Raw genomic sequence first — 17,583 nt, forward strand, 5'->3', positions numbered from 1 at the left:
CGCCTCGCCGGGCGGTCGCGGAAGGGTCCGAGCGGCTCGCCGGTGGATGTCGGTGGCGATTGACATACTCGAACACATGTTCGAACATGGGCAGATGAGCCCCCCTTCATCCCTCGTCTCCGCGGAGACGGCCGAGGCCGCAGAGCCCCTTCTGCGGCAGCTCGCGTCGGTGAAGGAGCTGCAGTCCCGCATCCGGGACATGCAGGCGACCACTCTCGAGACCAGGAGCCTCGCCACCCTGCCGGCCTTCTCCTCCGTGCTCCCGGGCGGCTCGCTCAAGCAGGGTGCCGCCTACTCGGTGGAGGGCTCGATGAGTCTGGCGATGGGGCTGCTGGCCGGCCCGTCCGCCGAGGGCTCGTGGTGCGGCGTGGTGGGCGTCCCGGAGTTCGGGGCCGAGGCCGCGGCCGGCATGGGGATCGACCTCGAGCGCCTGGTGCTCGTGCCCGCACCGGCCGAGCACTGGCTCACCGTCACCGCCGCTCTGGTCGATGTGCTGACCGTCGTGCTCACCCGTCCGCCCGCCTCCGTCTCCTCGACCGACGTCTCACGTCTGGGAGCACGACTGCGCCAGCGGGGTGCCACGCTCGTGGTCCTCGGCGAGTGGCCCCAGGCCGAGGCGCGGCTCAGCATCCGCAGCAGCCGCTGGGAGGGGCTCGGCGACGGCCACGGCTACCTGCGCTCCCGGGAGGCGATGGTCGATGTGGTCGGCCGGGCCGGCACCCGGGTGCGCACGGTGAGGATGAGCATGCCCGGCGTCGAGAGCGCCTTCGGCTCCCGGGTCGAGCACGGCCGCCTGCACGAGCGGGCGGTCTGAGATGGCGAGCGCACCCGAGCTGCGGCGGACGATCCTCGTCTGGTGCCCCGACTGGCCCCTCCTCGCGGCCGCCGCCGACGCCGGCCTCGGCGCCGGGCACCCCCTGGCCCTCACGGAGAAGAGCCTGGTCTTCGCCTCCTCCCCTGCTGCTCGGGCGGAGGGGGTCCGGCGGGGCATGCGCGTGCGCGAGGCGCAGTCCCGTTGCACGGGTCTCGCCGTCCTCCCGTACGACCCGGTGCTCGACCACCGGGCGTTCGAGCCGCTCATCAAGGCGCTCGAGGAGATCACCCCGGGCGTCCAGCTGATCCGGCCCGGTCTGTGCGCGATCCGCGCCCGCGGTCCGCGCCGCTACTACGGGAGCGAGCAGAGCGCGGCCGAGGCGATCCTGCAGCGGCTGGCCGAGCTGGGTCTCCCCGACGCCCGCATCGGGATCGCCGACGGGCTCTTCGCCTCCGAGCTCGCCGCGAAGCACTCCGGCTGCCCCGTCGCCGTCGTGCCCCCAGGAGCAGCGGCAGGCTTCCTCGCTCCTCTCCCGCTCGACGCCCTCGAGACCGAGTCCGTCGCTGCCCCTGCCCGTGCTCCCCGCCGGGGGGACGACCTGGTGGCGCTCCTGCGCAGGCTCGGCGTCCGCACCCTCGGCGCCTTCGCCGCCCTCCCTCGCGAGGACGTCGCCGCCCGGTTCGGACCGGAGGGCGCCCACGCGCACCTCCTCGCCTCCGGTGCGGAGTCGGAGACGGTGGTGCCCCGGCTCCCGCCGGAGCGCCTCGACCGGGCGATGGAGTTCGAGCCCCCTCTGGACCGCATCGACCAGGCCGCCTTCGCCTTCCGCGTCCCCGCGGAGGAGTTCGTCGCCGGGCTCACCCGCGCACAGCTGGTCGCGACCGCCATCCGCATCGAGGTCGTCAGCGAGCGCGGTGAGGTCTCCTCCCGGAGCTGGCTGCACCCGAGATGGTTCACCCCGGGCGACGTGCTCGACCGGGTCCGCTGGCAGCTGCAGGGCAGCGGGGAGATCGACACCGGTCTCGGAGCGCCGATCTCGCGGCTGTGCGTCGAGCCCGAGGCGGTCGACGCGATCGGCAACCACGAGCAGGGTCTCTGGGGCACCGCTCCGGAGGAGCGCGTCCACCACGGGCTGAGCCGCGTGCAGAGCATGCTCGGGCACGAGGCCGTGATGACCGCGTCGATCGGAGGGGGTCGATCCCTCCGCGACCGCCAGCACCTGATCCCCTGGGGCGACCGGGAGCCGGGCGACGCACGGCCGAGGACCCTGCCCTGGCCCGGCTCCCTGCCGCCGCCCCTCCCGCCGACGGTCTTCGCGGAGCCCGCGGCCGTGCTGGTCCGCGGACCGAGGGGCGAACCCGTCGCCGTCGACGAGCGCGGCGCCCTCAGCTCCGTGCCCGCCTACTTCACCCCCGGGACCTCTCAGGCACGCCTGGAGCCCCTCGCCGGATGGGCGGGTCCCTGGCCGATCGACGAGCGCTGGTGGGATCCGAGCACCGCCGTCCGCTACGACCGCTTCCAGGTGGTCGACGCCGCCGGTGTCGCCTGGCTGCTGCTCTGCCTCGACGGGGTCTGGGCCGCAGAGGCCCGCTACGACTGAACCGGAGCATCCCTCCACCACCGCGAACGAGCACCGAAGGAGCCCCGATGGGCTGGAACAACCCGCCGATCCCCTGGTCGGAGTTCGAGCGCCGCCTCTCCAGCGGCAAGCGCGCCGACGGCACGGTCGTCCAGGGCGACGGCGGCGACAGTCCGGCCTGGTCGCACAAGCGCCCCGCCTACGTGGCAGGGGACGACGTCCGGCCGCCGGCTCATCCGGTGCCCTACGCCGAGCTGCACGCCCACTCCCACTTCAGCTTCCTCGACGGGGCGAGCAAGCCGGAGCAGCTGGTCGAGGAGGCGGTCCGGCTCGGCATCGACACCCTCGCGCTCACCGACCACGACGGCCTCTACGGCATCGTGAGGATGGCCGAGGCCGCGCAGGGGCACGCCGTCCGCACGGCCTTCGGAGCCGAGCTCTCCATCGGGCTCACCTCGCCTCAGAACGGGGTCGCCGATCCGGAGGGGACCCACCTGCTCGTCCTCGCGCGCCGCGAGGAGGGCTACCACCGCCTCGCCCGTGCGATCACCACCGCCCAGCTCGCCGGAGCCGAGAAGGGCAAGCCGAGCTACGACCTCGAGGAGCTCGCGCGCGCCGCCGACGGCCACTGGATCGTGCTGACGGGCTGCCGCAAGGGAGCGGTCCGTCAAGCGCTCGCCGCCGCAGGAGTGGCCGCGGCCGAGCAGGAGGTCCGCGAGCTCGTCCGGCTCTTCGGTCCCGCCAACGTCCTCGTGGAGCTGTACGACCACGGGGATCCCCTCGCCTCGCGCGCCAACGACCAGCTGGCGGCGATCGCCGAGAAGCTCCGGCTGCGGACGGTCGCCACCGGGAACGTGCACTACGCCCGGCCGGAGGAGCGCCCCCTCCAGACGGCCCTCGCCGCGGTCAGAGCACGCCGGAGCCTCGACGAGATGGACGGCTGGCTCCCCGCAGCGGGCGGCGCCCACCTGCGCTCCGGCGCCGAGATGGCCGAGCGCTTCGGCCGCTACCCCGGCTCCGTGGAGAACACGGTGCGCGTCGCCGACGAGATCGCCTTCGAGCTCGGCCGAGTCCGGCCCCGGCTGCCGCGCCAGGAGGTCCCCGAGGGGCACACCTCGATGAGCTGGCTGCGCGAGCTCGTGCGCGAGGCCGTGCCGGCCAAGTACCCCCGCGCCGACGCCGACGTCCTCGCGCGCCTCGAGAAGGAGCTCGCGGTGATCGAGCAGAAGGACTTCCCGGGCTACTTCCTGATCGTCCACGACATCGTCCACTACGCCAAGCGGAACGGCATCCTCTGCCAGGGACGCGGCTCGGCCGCCAACTCGGCGGTCTGCTACGTCCTGGGCATCACGGCGGTCGACTCGATCTTCTACGACCTGCCGTTCGAGCGGTTCCTCTCCAGCATCCGCGACGAGGAGCCCGACATCGACGTCGACTTCGACTCGGAGCGGCGCGAGGAGGTGATCCAGTACGTCTACCGGAAGTACGGACGTCTGAACGCGGCCCAGGTCGCCAACGTCATCACCTACCGGCCCAAGTTCGCCGTGCGCGACATGGCCAAGGCCCTCGGATACAGCGCCGGGCAGCAGGACGGCTGGTCGAAGCAGGTCGAGCGGTGGGGGTCCGTCACCGAGAGCACCGACCACGACATCCCCGAGGACGTGGTCGCCCTGACCACCCGGGTGCTGGGCACGCCCCGGCACCTGGGCATCCACTCCGGCGGCATGGTGCTGACCGACCGGCCCGTGGGCGAGGTCTGCCCGATCGAGCCCGCCCGGATGGAGGACCGCACCGTCCTGCAGTGGGACAAGGACGACTGCGCCTGGATGGGCCTGGTCAAGTTCGACCTCCTCGGGCTCGGGATGCTCGCCGCCCTGCAGTACACGTTCGACCTCGTCGCCGAGCACGTCGGCGAGAAGTGGGACCTCTCCACCCTCCCTCGGGAGGAGAAGGGCGTCTACGACCAGCTCTGCCGCGCCGATTCGATCGGGGTGTTCCAGGTCGAGAGCCGGGCGCAGATGGGCACCCTCCCCCGGCTGCAGCCGCGCCGCTTCTACGATCTGGTGATCGAGGTAGCGCTCATCCGCCCCGGCCCCATCCAGGGCGGTGCGGTCCATCCCTACATCCGCCGCAAGCTCGGCGAGGAGCCGGTGACGTACCAGCACCCCCTCCTCGTGACGCCGCTCAAGCGCACCCTCGGCGTGCCGCTCTTCCAGGAGCAGCTCATGCAGGTGGCCGTGGCCGTCGGCGACTGCAACGCGGAGGACGCCGACCTGCTGCGCCGGGCGATGGGGTCCAAGCGCGGGACCGAGAAGATCGAGACCCTCCGCGAGCGGCTCTACCAGGGGATGGCCCGCAACGGCATCACGGGCGAGGTCGCGGACGACATCTACCTCCGGATCCAGGCCTTCGCGAACTTCGGCTTCGCCGAGAGCCATGCGATCAGCTTCGCCCTGCTGGTCTACGCGAGCGCCTGGCTCCGCCTGCACTACCCCGCCGCGTTCACCGCCGCGCTGCTGAGGGCGCAGCCCATGGGCTTCTACGCCCCGCACACCCTGGTCGCCGATGCCCGGCGTCACGGAGTGGAGGTCGTCTCGCCCGACGTCAACCGCTCCCTGGCGCCTCCCGGGCTCGAGGCGAAGGAGGATGCCCCCGCACGCCGGAGGAGCGGCGCCGCCTACGGGAGCGACGACTGCCTCCGCGCCGATCAGCCGCCCACGGGACTGTTCGACCGCACCGAGCACTTCCACACGGACGACCACAGGCGCGACAGCGGCTTCGTGATCCGGCTCGGGCTGGCAGGGGTGAAGGGCATCGGCACCGCGCTCGCCGAGCACATCGTCGCCGAGCGCGAACGCGGCGGACCCTACGCGAGCATGGCCGACCTCTCGCGTCGGGTCGGCACGACCGCGGCTCAGCTGGAGGCCCTCGGCGCCGCGGGCGCCTTCGACTCGCTCGGTCTGCAGCGTCGGCAGGCGCTCTGGGAGGCCGGCACCGCCGCAGGCGACCGCGAGGAGTTCCTCGCCGGCTCCACGGTCGTCGTGCAGCCCCCGCTCCTGCCGATGCTCTCCCCTCAGGAGCGCGTGGTCTTCGACTTCTGGGCCACCGGCATCTCACCCGACGACCATCCGCTGCGCCACCTCCGCGAGGGGCTCGCTCGCCGCGGCACCCGCTCCTCGGCCGATCTCCCCGGCATCGCCTCGGGGACCCGGATCGAGGTCGGTGGAGTCGTGATCCACCGCCAACGTCCCTCCACAGCCGGTGGAGTGACCTTCCTCAACCTCGAGGACGAGCACGGGATCCTCAACGTGATCTGCTCCGTCGGAGTATGGAACCGCTACCGCCGCGTGGCCCGCGAGGCACCCGCCCTGCTGGTCAGGGGGATCCTCGAGCGCTCCGACGAGGGGGTGACGAACCTCCTCGCCGACAGGTTCGAGACCCTCACGGTCGGCGCTCGCACCACCTCCCGCAACTTCCGATGACCCCTCAGCGGCACCGCCCGCTCGCCCCACGAGAAAGCGACACCATGACCACTCTCGACCACGCCGCTCCCGCTCCGCACCTCGATGCGCCGCTCCTGAACGACCGCGAGCTGCGCGAGCGCGTCTCCTCGCTGATCGGACCGGCCTACCGCCGGGCCCTGTGGCCGATCTTCCTCGACCGCGACGGCGTGCAGCTGCCGATCCTCTACCCGGTGGACGGGCTCCCCGTGCACCCCGACGAGGAGAAGACCGAGCGGATCGTCGCCACCCTCGCCAAGGCCGTGGCGCACCAGGACGTGGGCTCGCTCGCCTTCGCCCTGGAACGTCCCGGGCGCGCCTTCCTCGGCGAGACCGACCGGGTCCTCGCCCGTCACCTGGCGGCGGCGTGCCACAAGCGGGCCATCCCCCTCCGCGCGCTCCTGCTCGTCCACGACGAGGGAGTGCGGGTCGTGACCGCGACGGAGTACGCCGCGGTCGCGCTCTGAGCGCTCGGGCCCGAGGCGGCCGTTCAGGACAGCGGCGGCCGGCCACCTGAACAGCCGGCCGCCACGGAGCTCAGGCGCTCAGCGTCACCAGCAGCGAGGAGGCGCCGAGATCCACCTCGGTGTCCCCGGGCTGCACCGCGTACTCCCCGACGCCGAGCAGCGTCTCCGCCACCTCCGGCAGGGCGATGCGGGCGGCGGACTCGCCGACGTTGATCGCCACGGTCACCCGACCGCGGCCGAGAGTCAGCCAGCGGGCATCCTCGTCGAACTCCACGCGGAGCGAACCGAAGCGCGGGTCCGTCAGCTCGGGGTAGCGGCGGCGGATCGCCGCCAGCTCGCGGTACACCTCGAGGGTGCGGGCGTGACGCCCCTCCCCGACCTCGGACCAGTCGAGCCGCGAGCGCAGGAACGTCTCCGGGTCCTGCGGATCGGGAACGACCTCCGGGTCCCAGCCCATCTTCGCGAACTCCTCGATGCGGCCCTTCGCCGTCGCCTCGCCCAGATCCTTCTCCGGGTGCGAGGTGAAGAACTGCCACGGGGTCGACGCCGCCCACTCCTCCCCCATGAACAGCATGGGAGTGAAAGGGCCCAGCAGCGTCAGAGCCGCGGCGATCGCGAGGCGCCCCTCGTCGAGGGTCGCCGTCAGACGGTCGCCGACCGCCCGGTTGCCGATCTGGTCGTGGTTCTGGCTGCAGACCACCAGGCGCCAGGTCGGCATGTGCTCGGTGTCCACCGGACGGCCGTGGTGACGGCCGCGGAACGTCGAGAGGGTGCCGTCGTGGAAGAAGCCCCGGGTCAGCACCTTCGCGAGGGCGCCGAGCGGCGCGAAGTCCTCGTAGTAGCCCGTGGTCTCCCCGGTCAGCGCGACGTGGACCGCGTGGTGGAAGTCGTCGCTCCACTGCGCGTCGAGCCCGTAGCCGTGCGCCTCCCGCGGAGTGATCAGCGTCGGGTCGTTGAGGTCGGACTCGGCGATCAGCGTCAGAGGGCGCCCGACGTGGGCCGACAGCACGGCCACCTCGCTCGCCATCTCCTCGAGCACGTGCACGGCCCGCTCGTCCGAGAGGGCGTGCACCGCGTCCAGGCGCAGGGCGTCGACGCGGTAGTCGCGCAGCCACATCAGAGCGTTGTCGATGATGTACCCGCGGACGGTGTCCGAACCCTCGCCGTCGAGGTTGATCGAGCTGCCCCAGGTGTTGGCCTTCTCGTTCTTGAGGTAGGGGCCGAACTCCGGCAGGTAGTTGCCGCTCGGGCCGAGGTGGTTGTAGACGACGTCCTGGACCACGCCGAGGCCGGCACGGTGGGCGGCGTCCACGAAGCGCTGGTACGCCTCGGGTCCGCCGTACGGCTCGTGCACGGCGTACCAGAGGACGCCGTCGTAGCCCCAGTTGTGCGTTCCGTTCACCGCGTTGACCGGCAGCAGCTCGATGAAGTCCACGCCGATCGAGCGCAGGTGCTCGAAGCGCTCCGCCGCCGCGTCCAGGGTGCCCTCGGGTGTGAACGTACCGAGGTGCAGCTCGTAGATGACGGCGCCGGCGAGCTCGCGCCCGGTCCAGGCGGAGTCGCCCCACTCGTGCGCCGAGGGGTCGAACGTGCGCGAGAGCTCGTGCACGCCCTTCGGCTGGCGACGCGAGCGGGGGTCCGGCAGCGGACCGCTGCCGTCCACCCGGTACCCGTAGTCGACCTCGCCGGTGGCCGGGGCCGACGCGGGCGCCCGCCACCATCCGTCGTCTCCGTGGCGGGTCATCGTCAGCGACGAGTCGTCACCGAGAAGGAGCTCGACCGTCGAGGCCTCGGGGGCCCAGACGTCGAACCGCTCGGGACCGGTCGTCGGGAGTGCGTAGCGGTAGGGAGTCGTGCTGATCACTGCTGTCTCCAGGAGGGGTCGTATCGGTCTGGGGTGCGGTGGCGGAACCGGTCAGGAGACCGGGGCGAGCAGTGCCACGGGGTAGTCGGTGAGGATCTCGGCGACCGGAGTCACTCCTCCCGCGAAGGTGCGGCCGGTGAGGACGTCCTCCATCGGGTGCCCGGGCAGGACCACGACCGTGCCGTTCCACCCGCCCGAAGCGGCGAGGCCCTCGGGGAGCCGGGTCGCGACGGTCAGCGCGCCGCCGCGGTCGAAGGCGATCGCGTGCTCGGCGGCGGGCCCGATCGCAGGGACGGCGGCGTAGCGGGTGAACAGCTCGGGGCGGTCGCGGCGGAGCCGGAGGGCGCGCGAGGTGACGAGGAGCTTCGCGGCTCCCTCGGCGTCGATCGCGGGCTTCCAGCCGCCGTCGATCCGCTCCAGCAGCGCTCGACGCTGCCCGAAGTCGACCTCGCGGCGGTTGTCCGGGTCGACGAGGGAGGTCTCCCAGAGCTCGCTGCCCTGGTAGACGTCCGGGATGCCCGGGGCGGTGATCTGCACGAGCTTCGCGGCGAGACCGTTCGACCAGCCGGCAACCGACACCCGCTCGACGGTCTGCTCGACCAGCCGGCGGACGGCGGGCTCGTCGAACGCCGCGTCGATCGCCGCGTGCATCCGCTTCTCGAACTGCTCGTCAGGAGCGGTCCAGTGCGTCGAGTCGTCGGCCTCGCGCGACGCCTTCTCGGCGTAGGCGTGCAGGCGCTCGCGGCTCGCGGGCCAGGTCCCCACGACGGCCTCCCAGAGCAGGTGCTCGATCGGGCCGTCGCCGAAGCCGACGAGGGCGTGGAGCTCGCGGAGCGTCGCCGCCCACGCCTCCGGGTCCTCGGCCAGTGCGGTGATGCGGGCACGGGTGTCCTCGCCGCGCTTCGTGTCGTGGGTCGAGAGCGTGGTGAGCGAGGCGGGGAACGAGGCCTGGCGCACGGCCTGGCGGCGGTGGAACTCGACCAGGTCGATCGCGAACTCGTCCGGGTCCGCTCCGACCTCGTTCAGCGAGGTGAGGCGGCTGAAGCGGTAGAACGCCGTGTCCTCGACGCCCTTCGCCATCACCATGCCGGAGGTCTGCTGGAAGCGCACGGACACCGGAGTGCCGGTCTCGCCGAGCGCCGCGGCGACCTCGTCGATGGTCGCGCGGATCTCGGGACGGCGGCGCACGGCGTCGACGCGGGCGTGCTCGAGGTGCTCCGCTCCGTAGGGGAGGTAGCTGCGGTAGACCGGGTAGGTCGCCAGGAGCTCCGCCAGCGCGTCGTCCGCTCCCTCGATACCGGGGATCAGGCGGGCCAGCCGCAGGACCTCGGAGCGGAGGATGCCGTCGGCGATGCCGCGCTTGGTGTCGTGGATGAGGTCGGCCCACTGCAGCGGGGAGCCCTTCCCCGTGAGCTCGGCGTCGAGGCCCTCCAACACGGGGCGGGCGTCGGGGTCGACCAGGATGCGGTCGACGTCGGCCAGGGCGTCGTAGCCCGTGGTGCCGACGGTCGCCCAGTGCGGCGGGAGCTCCTCGTCGCCCTCGAGGATCTTCTCGACCCAGACCGGGGCGCCGCCGATCGCGCGGGCCAGGTCGTCGAGATATCCGCCCGGGTCGGCCAGGCCGTCCGGGTGGTCGACGCGCAGGCCGTCAGCGAGCCCCTCGGTGAACCAGCGGACGATCTCGGCGTGCGAGGCGTCGAACACCTCGGGCCGCTCGACCGTGATGGCGGCGAGGGTGTTCACCGCGAAGAAGCGGCGGTAGTTCAGCTCGGCGTCGGCGCGGCGCCAGTTCACGAGCTCGTAGCTCTGGCGCGCGTGCACCGTGCGGCCGGAGTCGCCGGGCTCGGCGGTGCCGGGCGCGATCGGCAGGCGGTTCTCGTAGTAGTGCAGCTCGTCGCCGACGACCTCGAGCGCGTCGAGCTCGCTGTCGCTGTCTCCCTCGCTCGCACCGTCGCCGAGGATCGGCACGCGCAGCTTCCCGCCCCCCGCCTCCCAGTCGATGTCGAAGGCGGTGGCGTAGCGGGAGGACTTCCCGTTCCTCAGCAGGTCCCACCACCACGAGTTCTCGCTCGGGGTCGCGACGCCCATGTGGTTGGGGACGATGTCGATGAGGACGCCGAGGCCCTCCGCCCGCGCCGCGGCCGAGGCGTTCGCCAGGCCGGCCGCGCCACCGCGGTCGGGATCGACCTCGGTGTGGTCCACCACGTCGTAGCCGTGGTCCGAGCCGGGCTCGGCCTTCAGCAGCGGCGAGAAGTACAGCCAGTCCGCTCCGAGCGCGCGCACGTAGTCGGCGACGCGGGCGGCGTCGTCGAGGTCGAACGCCGACCGGATCTGGAGGCGGTAGGTGGAGGCGGGCAGACGCACGTCAGGCTCCTGTCGAGGGTGCGGTCGCGGAGTCGGTCGACTCGGCGTGGGGGCTGGTGGGTCCCGTCGAGGAGACGATCGGGATGGCCGAGGTGGCGGCCAGGGACGCGAGCGAAGCGGCGACCGAGTGGTCGACCTCGGGCTCGGGGGTGCTGTGCTCCTGGAGGATGACGAGCGACTTCGCCTGGACGGTGAGCACCGCCCCCGCCGGACGCGGGATCGAGTCCGCCTCGGCGCCGGCGGTGTCGACGAGGACGCTCCACTCGAGCGCGTACTCGTCGCTCGGGATCGCGAACTCGACGTCGACGTCGTCGGCGTTGAAGTACAGGAGGAAGCTGTCGTCGGTGACGGGGCGTCCGCGCTGGTCGCGCTCGCGGATCCCGTTGCCGTTGAGGTAGATGCCCACCGATCGGCCGAGACCGGAGTCCCAGTCGGACGGGGACATCTCGGTGCCGGCAGCGGTGAACCAGACGATGTCGGGCAGGGGCTCGCCGTCGCCGCGCAGGACGGGGCGGCCGTCGAAGAAGCGCATGCGTCGGAAGGTCGGGTGCTCGGCGCGCAGGCGGATGAGCGCCGCGGTGAACTCGAGCAGCGGCCGGTCGGCGTGCGCCCAGTCGATCCAGGTCAGCTCGCTGTCCTGGGCGTAGGTGTTGTTGTTGCCGTTCTGGGTCCGGCCCAGCTCGTCGCCGTGGAGGATCATCGGAACGCCCTGGGAGATCAGCATCGTCGCGAGGAAGTTCCGCTGCTGGCGCGCCCGGAGCGCGAGCACCCGCGGGTCGTCCGTGGGCCCCTCCACGCCGTGGTTCCAGGAGCGGTTGTGCGACTCGCCGTCGTTGCCGTCCTCGCCGTTGGCGTCGTTGTGCTTCTCGTTGTACGAGACCAGGTCCCGGAGGGTGAAGCCGTCGTGCGCCGTGACGAAGTTGATCGAGGCGACCGGGTAGCGGCCCGAGTGCGCGTAGAGGTCGGCCGAGCCGGTGAGGCGGGAGGCGAACTCCCCCAGCGTCGACGGCTCGCCGCGCCAGAAGTCGCGGACCGTGTCGCGGTACTTGCCGTTCCACTCCGTCCACTGGGGCGGGAAGTTGCCCACCTGGTAGCCGCCCGGCCCGACGTCCCACGGCTCGGCGATCAGCTTCACCTGCGAGACCACCGGGTCCTGCTGGACGAGCTCGAAGAAGGTGGAGAGCCGGTCGACGTCGTAGAACTCGCGTGCCAGCGCCGAGGCGAGGTCGAAGCGGAAGCCGTCGACGCGCATCTCCGTCACCCAGTAGCGCAGCGAGTCCATGATCAGCTGGAGCGAGTGCGGGTGGCGCACGTTCAGGGTGTTCCCGGTGCCGGTGTAGTCCATGTAGTAGCGCTTGTCGTCGTCGACGAGGCGGTAGTACGCCTCGTTGTCGATGCCGCGGAACGACAGCGTGGGGCCGAGGTGGTTGCCCTCCGCCGTGTGGTTGTAGACCACGTCGAGGATGACCTCGATGCCGGCAGCGTGGAGCGCCTTCACCATGCTCTTGAACTCCTGGACCTGCTGGCCCTGGTCGCCCGTGGAGGAGTAGGTGTTCTGCGGAGCGAAGAAGCCGATCGTGTTGTAGCCCCAGTAGTTCGAGAGGCCCTTGTCCATCAGCGTCGAATCGTTCACGAACTGGTGCACGGGCATGAGCTCGATCGCCGAGACGCCCAGGTGCTTGAGGTGGTCGATCACCGCGGGGTGGGCGACTCCGGCGTAGGTGCCGCGGAGCTCCTCCGGCACGTCGGGATGCGTCTTGGTGAGCCCCTTCACGTGCGCCTCGTAGATCACGGTGCTGTCGTAGGAGGTGCGCGGGCGGCGGTCACCGGCCCAGTCGAAGAAGGGGTTGATGACGACGCCCATCATCATGTGCGGCGCCGAGTCCTCGTCGTTCGTCGAGTCCGGGTCGCCGAAGGTGTACGAGAAGAGGGACTGGTCCCAGTCGATCTCCCCCGAGATCGCCTTCGCGTAGGGGTCCAGCAGCAGCTTGTTCGGGTTGCAGCGGTGGCCGGCATCGGGGTCGTACGGTCCGTGGATGCGGAAGCCGTAGCGCTGGCCCGGCTGGACCTGCGGAAGGTAGCAGTGCCAGACGTAGGCGTCCGACTCCTGGATCTCGACGCGCGTCTCGGTGCCGTCCTCCTCGAAGAGGCACAGCTCGACGCGCTCGGCGATCTCACTGAACAGGGCGAAGTTCGTGCCGCTTCCGTCGAACGTCGCGCCCAACGGGTAGGCGGTTCCGGGCCAGGTCTCCACGAGACTCCTCAGGGGATTGTTCTCGGGCAGTCCGGGAGACGCCGATGTGCGGTCTGCGGATGCCCGACGTCGGGGGTGATGGTCCGTCACTTCCGCGACGGACCGACTGCTCAGCTTAGCGAGCGTGTCTCGAGCATTCCCCTGACGGTCAGCGCTCATCGCGCGGTCCTCCTCCGGTGGTCACGACCGGCGGCCGGAACCGCCGTCCGGTTCGTCCTGCGGGCGCGTGAGCGGGCAGGTCGTTCCGGTGGGTCACGCTCGAACAGTACGGTCGCGCCCGGTCCGCCGGGGAGGGCTGGCGCCGCGCCGGGTGCATCGGCTAGAACGCGCCGGAGGGACTGTCCGGCGCACGCGGAGGGGCCGGCCGGGCTGGGCGGGAGCAGCGATCGGCCCCGTCGTCAGGGCCACGTCGCCACGGACCGGGGCGCCGCACCGCGATCAGTGCGAGCCGAGCCTGCGCCGCAGGAGATCGATCCGCGCCTGCAGCTGGGTCACGCTCGCCTGCGCCACCGCGGGTCCGCCGCAGAGCCGGCGCAGCTCGGTGTGCACCTGGCCGTGCGACTCGCCCGTCCCCCGTGCCCACAGGCCGACCAGGGAGTTGAGCAGGCTGCGCTGCTCCTTGAGCGTGCGGTAGAGCGGTGCCGGGATCTCGCTCACCGGCTCGGCCGGGGCCGCCGCCCCCGCGCGGCTGCCGGCGCGCTTGGCCTGCCGCTGCTGCCGGTGCTGGAGGAGCTCCCGCACCTGGTCGGGCTCGAGGAGCCCCGGCAGGCCGATGAAGTCGAGCTCCTCCTCGCTCTCGACCTCGACCTCCATCCCGAACTCGGCGCCCTCGTAGACGACGCGGTCGAAGGTGGCGGCCGAGCCGATCGACTCGAAGCGGCCCTCCTCCAGGAGATCCGAGGACGCCTTCTCGCTGCGCTCGGCGTCGGCCATCAGGTCGGCCTCGGGGTACTCCTCGTCGTCGGAGGTCCTGCGGTCGAGGGCGTGATCGCGCTGCAGCTCCATCGAGCCCGCCAGCGCGAGCAGGCCGGGCACGTTCGGGAGGAACACCGAGGCGGTCTCGCCGCGGCGCCGCGCGCGCACGAAGCGGCCGATCGCCTGGGCGAAGAACAGCGGAGTCGACGCCGATGTCGCGTAGACGCCGACGGCGAGCCTCGGCACGTCGACGCCCTCGGAGACCATGCGGACCGCGACCATCCAGCGACTGGTGTCCTTCGCGAACTCCTCGATCCGGTCGCTCGCCTCCTTCTCGTCGGAGAGCACGACGGTGACGGTCTCGCCGCTTATCTCGCGGAGCATCGCGGCGTAGGCGCGCGCGGTGTAGTGGTCGGTCGCGATGACCAGGCCGCCGGCGTCGGGCACGGCGCGCCGCACCTCGGTGAGGCGGGTGTTCGCGGCGCGGAGGACCGAGGGGATCCAGTCGCCCTTCGGGTCCAGCGCGGTCCGCCAGGCCTGCGAGGTGATGTCCTTGGTGTTGCCCTCGCCGAGCCGCGCCTCCATCTCGTCGCCGGCCTTCGACTTCCAGCGCATCTGCCCGGCGTAGACCATGAACAGCACCGGCCGGACGACGCCGTCCGCGAGCGCGCGGCCATAGCCGTAGGCGTAGTCGGTGAGCGAGGTGCGGATGCCCTCCTCGTCCGGCAGGTAGCTGACGAACGGGATCGCTGCCGTGTCCGAGCGGAACGGCGTCCCGGTCAGCGAGAGCCGGCGGACGGCGGGCTCGAAGGCCTCGCGCACCGCGTCGCCCCAGCTGAGCGCGTCGCCGGCGTGGTGCACCTCGTCGAGGATGACGAGGGTGCGGCCGGACAGGGTGAGCTCGCGGTGGAGCTCGGCGCGGACGGCGACCTGCGCGTAGGTGACGGCGACGCCGTGGTAGTGGCGGGCGTGGCGGCCCATGCGGTTGGTGAAGGTCGGGTCCAGGCGGATGCCGACGCGGTGCGCGGCCTCGGCCCACTGGCGCTTGAGGTGCTCCGTCGGCGCGACCACGGTGATCCGGTCGACCGTGCGGTTGTGCAGCAACTCGGCGGCCAGCCGCAGCGCGAAGGTGGTCTTGCCCGCGCCCGGGGTCGCGGCGGCCAGGAAGTCGCGCGGCTCGTGCTCGAAGTAGGCCTCGAGCGCCTCCGCCTGCCAGGCGCGGAGCTTGTTCGCGGTACCCCACGGTGCCCTGCCCGGGAACGACGGGGACAGGTGCTCAGCGGCGGAGGTGCCGACCTGATGACCGAAGCTCGAGGGACTGTTCACGTGGACCGAATCTAGCCGACGCCTCCGACAGCGGCTCGGTCTCCGCGGCCCGCCGGGAGGCGCACGGCGTGTCGCGCCGTGCCACCGGCGGCCGGGTGCGGAGCATGATGGAGGGATGGTCGAGCAGCGTCATCCGTGGTCCCGCTACGTCGCCCTGGGCGACTCCTTCACCGAGGGGATCGGCGATCCGGAGCCCGGCAGCCCCGGCGGGCACCGCGGCTGGGCGGACCGCGTGGCGGAGGTCCTGGGCAGCCAGAACGAGGACTTCGCCTACGCCAACCTGGCGGTGCGCGGCCGCCTCCTGCAGCAGATCGTCGACGAGCAGGTCGAGCCCGCCCTGGAGCTGCGCCCCGACCTCATCACCATCTCCGCGGGCGGGAACGACGTCATCCGCCCGGGGACCGACCCCGACGACATCGCGTCCCGCTTCGAGTCGGGCCTCGCCCGGCTCCGCTCCGACGGGGCGACCGTCGTCCTCTTCACCGGAGTGGATGTGGGCTTCTCCCCCGTGTTCGGGCGGATCCGCGGGAAGGTCGCGATCTACAACGAGAACCTGCGGGCGCTGGCCAAGCGGTACGACTGCATCGTCGCCGACCAGTGGTCCCTCCAGGAGATCCAGGACGTGCGGATGTGGGCGCCGGACCGCCTGCACCTCAACCCGCACGGCCACCACGAGGTCGCGCGCATGGTCCTCGAGTCGCTGAACGTCGAGAACGACCTGCGCCCCCTCGCCCCGGAGCCGCTGCACGCCCGCACCTGGCGTGCCGCCCGCACGGAGGACATTCAGTGGGCGCGGGAGTACCTCGTGCCGTGGGTGCTGCGCCGAGTCCGCCACCAGTCCTCCGGCGACTTCATCACCGCCAAGCGGCCCTCCGCCGAGCGCTGGAGCACCGATCTCGGGGCCTCGGAGCCGGGCTCGGTCGTGCCGGGTAACGCGACGCCGGAGGAGGTCGCCGAGGACATCGCGACCGCCGGCGTGCGGATCGTCGGCGACCGGGCCGCGGATCCCCTGGCCTGATCCGCTCCCGGGAGGCGGCGGCTCGCCCCGCGCTCAGCCGAACAGCTCGGCCGGGTGGCCGAGGCGCCAGGCGAAGCCCGGGTCCTCGATCGACCCGTCGGCGACGAGGGGAAGCTCGTACGGGGTGCCGTTGACGTCGACGGTCGCGGTCCCCACGCGCTCGCCGTCGGCGACGGTCTCGAGCGGATCGAGGGCGACCGTGGTCGACGTCGAGACCGCACCCCACACCAGCACGGACCGCGCCTCCGCGGTCTCGGCCGTCGCCGTCTCCCCCCAGGCGCTCGTGAGGGTGCCGTAGTCCTGGCCCTCGACGGTCAGCGGGACGGTCCGGAAGCCCGCCTCGACGGTCGGGACGAGGGTCAGCACGTCCGCGGCGAGCTGCGGGTGCGTGCGCGCGCCCACCACCACGCCGACGAGGGTGACCGGCCGGCCGTCGACGGTCGCGTCGAGCGAGAACAGCAGGCACGAGCCCGCCTCGTCGGTCGTCCCCGTCTTGATACCGTCCACTCCCGAGCGGCCGAGGAGCGAGTTGGTGTTGTCGACCTCGCCGACCCCCGGGATGACCGCGGTCGGCGTCGCGACGATCGGAGCGAGCACCGGGTCCGCGATCAGCAGCTCGCCCAGGCGCACCATCTCGGCCGTCGTGCTGACCGTCGCCGGCGAGAGCCCGCTGGTGTCGGCGAGGGAGGTCCGCTCGAGCCCCTGCCCGTCGAGCCAGCCGCGCGCCGCGGCGAGGAAGGCGTCCTCCGAGCCGTACGCCCAGATCGCGAGGGACTTCGCGTAGTTGTTCGCGGACGGGAGCATCATGGCGGTCAGCGCCTCCCGCTCGGTCAGCTGCAGACCCGCGGTGACCGGAGCGTTCGAGCCGTTCTCGGCCAGGGTGTCGTTGTAGTACTGCACGTCCGCGCTCGTGAAGGTGATGGTCTCCCCGTCCGTCCCCTCTGCGATCGGCTTCGCCGCGAGGACGACGAGAGCGGTGACGACCTTGGCGATGCTCCCCGTCGGCACGGTTCCGGTGGAGCCGTAGCGGGCGAGCAGCCCGTCCTCCTCCGTCCCGTCGATGCCCACGGCCGCCACGGCGCCGGAGCCGTAGGCCGGCCAGGCCGGAGCGGGCGCGTCGACGGTGCTCGAGACGGGGTCCACCGCGACGGCGCTCGCCGTCGGCAGCTCCGCGGTCGCGGCATTGGTCGCGTAGGCACCGCCTCCACCGACCAGCACGGTCGCAGCGACGAGACCGGCGACGACCGCCCCGCGCCGTCGACGCGGTCGCGGCTCCGGCGCGGCGGGCTCCCCGAACAGGTCGAGGGCGTCGTCGGATCGGGTCGGGAAGGTCACCCCGTCATCGTACGGGCGGGCCTCTCACCCGTCCCGGACGCCGCCCCGTCGTCGGACGCGGCGGGTGACGCGCGGCACCGACCCCGATCCAGCGGCGGGAGCGTCAGCAGCAGGTCACCGCGGGGCCGCCGAGCGCCGGAGCCGGGC

The 17,583-nt window shown here is 72.3% G+C and carries 10 protein-coding genes; 5 read left to right on the top strand and 5 right to left on the bottom strand.

Translation table 11 applies throughout. The features are described from left to right. Positions 1-94: 94 nt before the first annotated feature. The 4 genes from C5C55_RS01150 to C5C55_RS01165 are packed head-to-tail and all read left to right on the top strand — an operon-like array spanning position 95 to position 6,360. Positions 95-814 carry a hypothetical protein gene (locus C5C55_RS01150; protein WP_104221998.1) on the top strand — a complete coding sequence of 240 codons (720 nt, stop codon included), beginning with the start codon at positions 95-97 and terminating at the stop codon, positions 812-814. Position 815: 1 nt separating this feature from the next. Then, positions 816-2,414: a DNA polymerase Y family protein gene (locus C5C55_RS01155; RefSeq protein ID WP_104232611.1), complete on the top strand. Its 1,599-nt coding sequence runs from the start codon at positions 816-818 to the stop codon at positions 2,412-2,414. Positions 2,415-2,461: 47 nt separating this feature from the next. Then, entirely contained in the window at positions 2,462-5,875 is a 3,414-nt protein-coding gene (locus tag C5C55_RS01160) for an error-prone DNA polymerase (RefSeq protein ID WP_104232612.1), read from the top strand. Positions 5,876-5,919: 44 nt separating this feature from the next. Continuing rightward, a complete protein-coding gene (locus C5C55_RS01165) occupies positions 5,920-6,360 on the top strand; it encodes a hypothetical protein (RefSeq protein ID WP_104232613.1) in 441 nt (146 codons plus the stop codon). Positions 6,361-6,430: 70 nt separating this feature from the next. Here the strand turns inward: C5C55_RS01165 and treZ are convergent, their stop codons facing one another. The 4 genes from treZ to C5C55_RS01185 all read right to left on the bottom strand — a co-directional run bounded on the left by treZ (position 6,431) and on the right by C5C55_RS01185 (position 15,083). Continuing rightward, positions 6,431-8,224 carry a malto-oligosyltrehalose trehalohydrolase gene (treZ, locus tag C5C55_RS01170; RefSeq protein WP_258072480.1) on the bottom strand — a complete coding sequence of 598 codons (1,794 nt, stop codon included), beginning with the start codon at positions 8,222-8,224 and terminating at the stop codon, positions 6,431-6,433. 51 nt (positions 8,225-8,275) lie between these two features. Beyond that, positions 8,276-10,588 (bottom strand): malto-oligosyltrehalose synthase, encoded by a 2,313-nt coding sequence (gene treY / locus C5C55_RS01175; RefSeq protein WP_104232614.1) that lies wholly within the window; start codon positions 10,586-10,588, stop codon positions 8,276-8,278. Between the two features lies 1 nt (position 10,589). Then, complete coding sequence (gene glgX / locus C5C55_RS01180) at positions 10,590-12,842, bottom strand: glycogen debranching protein GlgX (protein WP_104232615.1); 2,253 nt, start codon at positions 12,840-12,842, stop codon at positions 10,590-10,592. Positions 12,843-13,280: 438 nt separating this feature from the next. Next, a complete protein-coding gene (locus C5C55_RS01185) occupies positions 13,281-15,083 on the bottom strand; it encodes a DEAD/DEAH box helicase (RefSeq protein ID WP_104232616.1) in 1,803 nt (600 codons plus the stop codon). Between the two features lie 115 nt (positions 15,084-15,198). On the opposite strand from C5C55_RS01185, the gene C5C55_RS01190 reads away from it, so the two are divergent. Then, positions 15,199-16,101: an SGNH/GDSL hydrolase family protein gene (locus C5C55_RS01190; protein ID WP_104232617.1), complete on the top strand. Its 903-nt coding sequence runs from the start codon at positions 15,199-15,201 to the stop codon at positions 16,099-16,101. Between the two features lie 33 nt (positions 16,102-16,134). Here the strand turns inward: C5C55_RS01190 and C5C55_RS01195 are convergent, their stop codons facing one another. Next, on the bottom strand, positions 16,135-17,436 hold the full coding sequence (locus tag C5C55_RS01195; protein ID WP_104232618.1) for a D-alanyl-D-alanine carboxypeptidase family protein: 1,302 nt from the start codon (positions 17,434-17,436) through the stop codon (positions 16,135-16,137). Positions 17,437-17,583 lie beyond the last annotated feature (147 nt).

Source organism: Rathayibacter sp. AY1C2 (genome assembly GCF_002931195.1).
In the GTDB taxonomy this organism is placed as follows: Bacteria; Actinomycetota; Actinomycetes; order Actinomycetales; family Microbacteriaceae; genus Rathayibacter.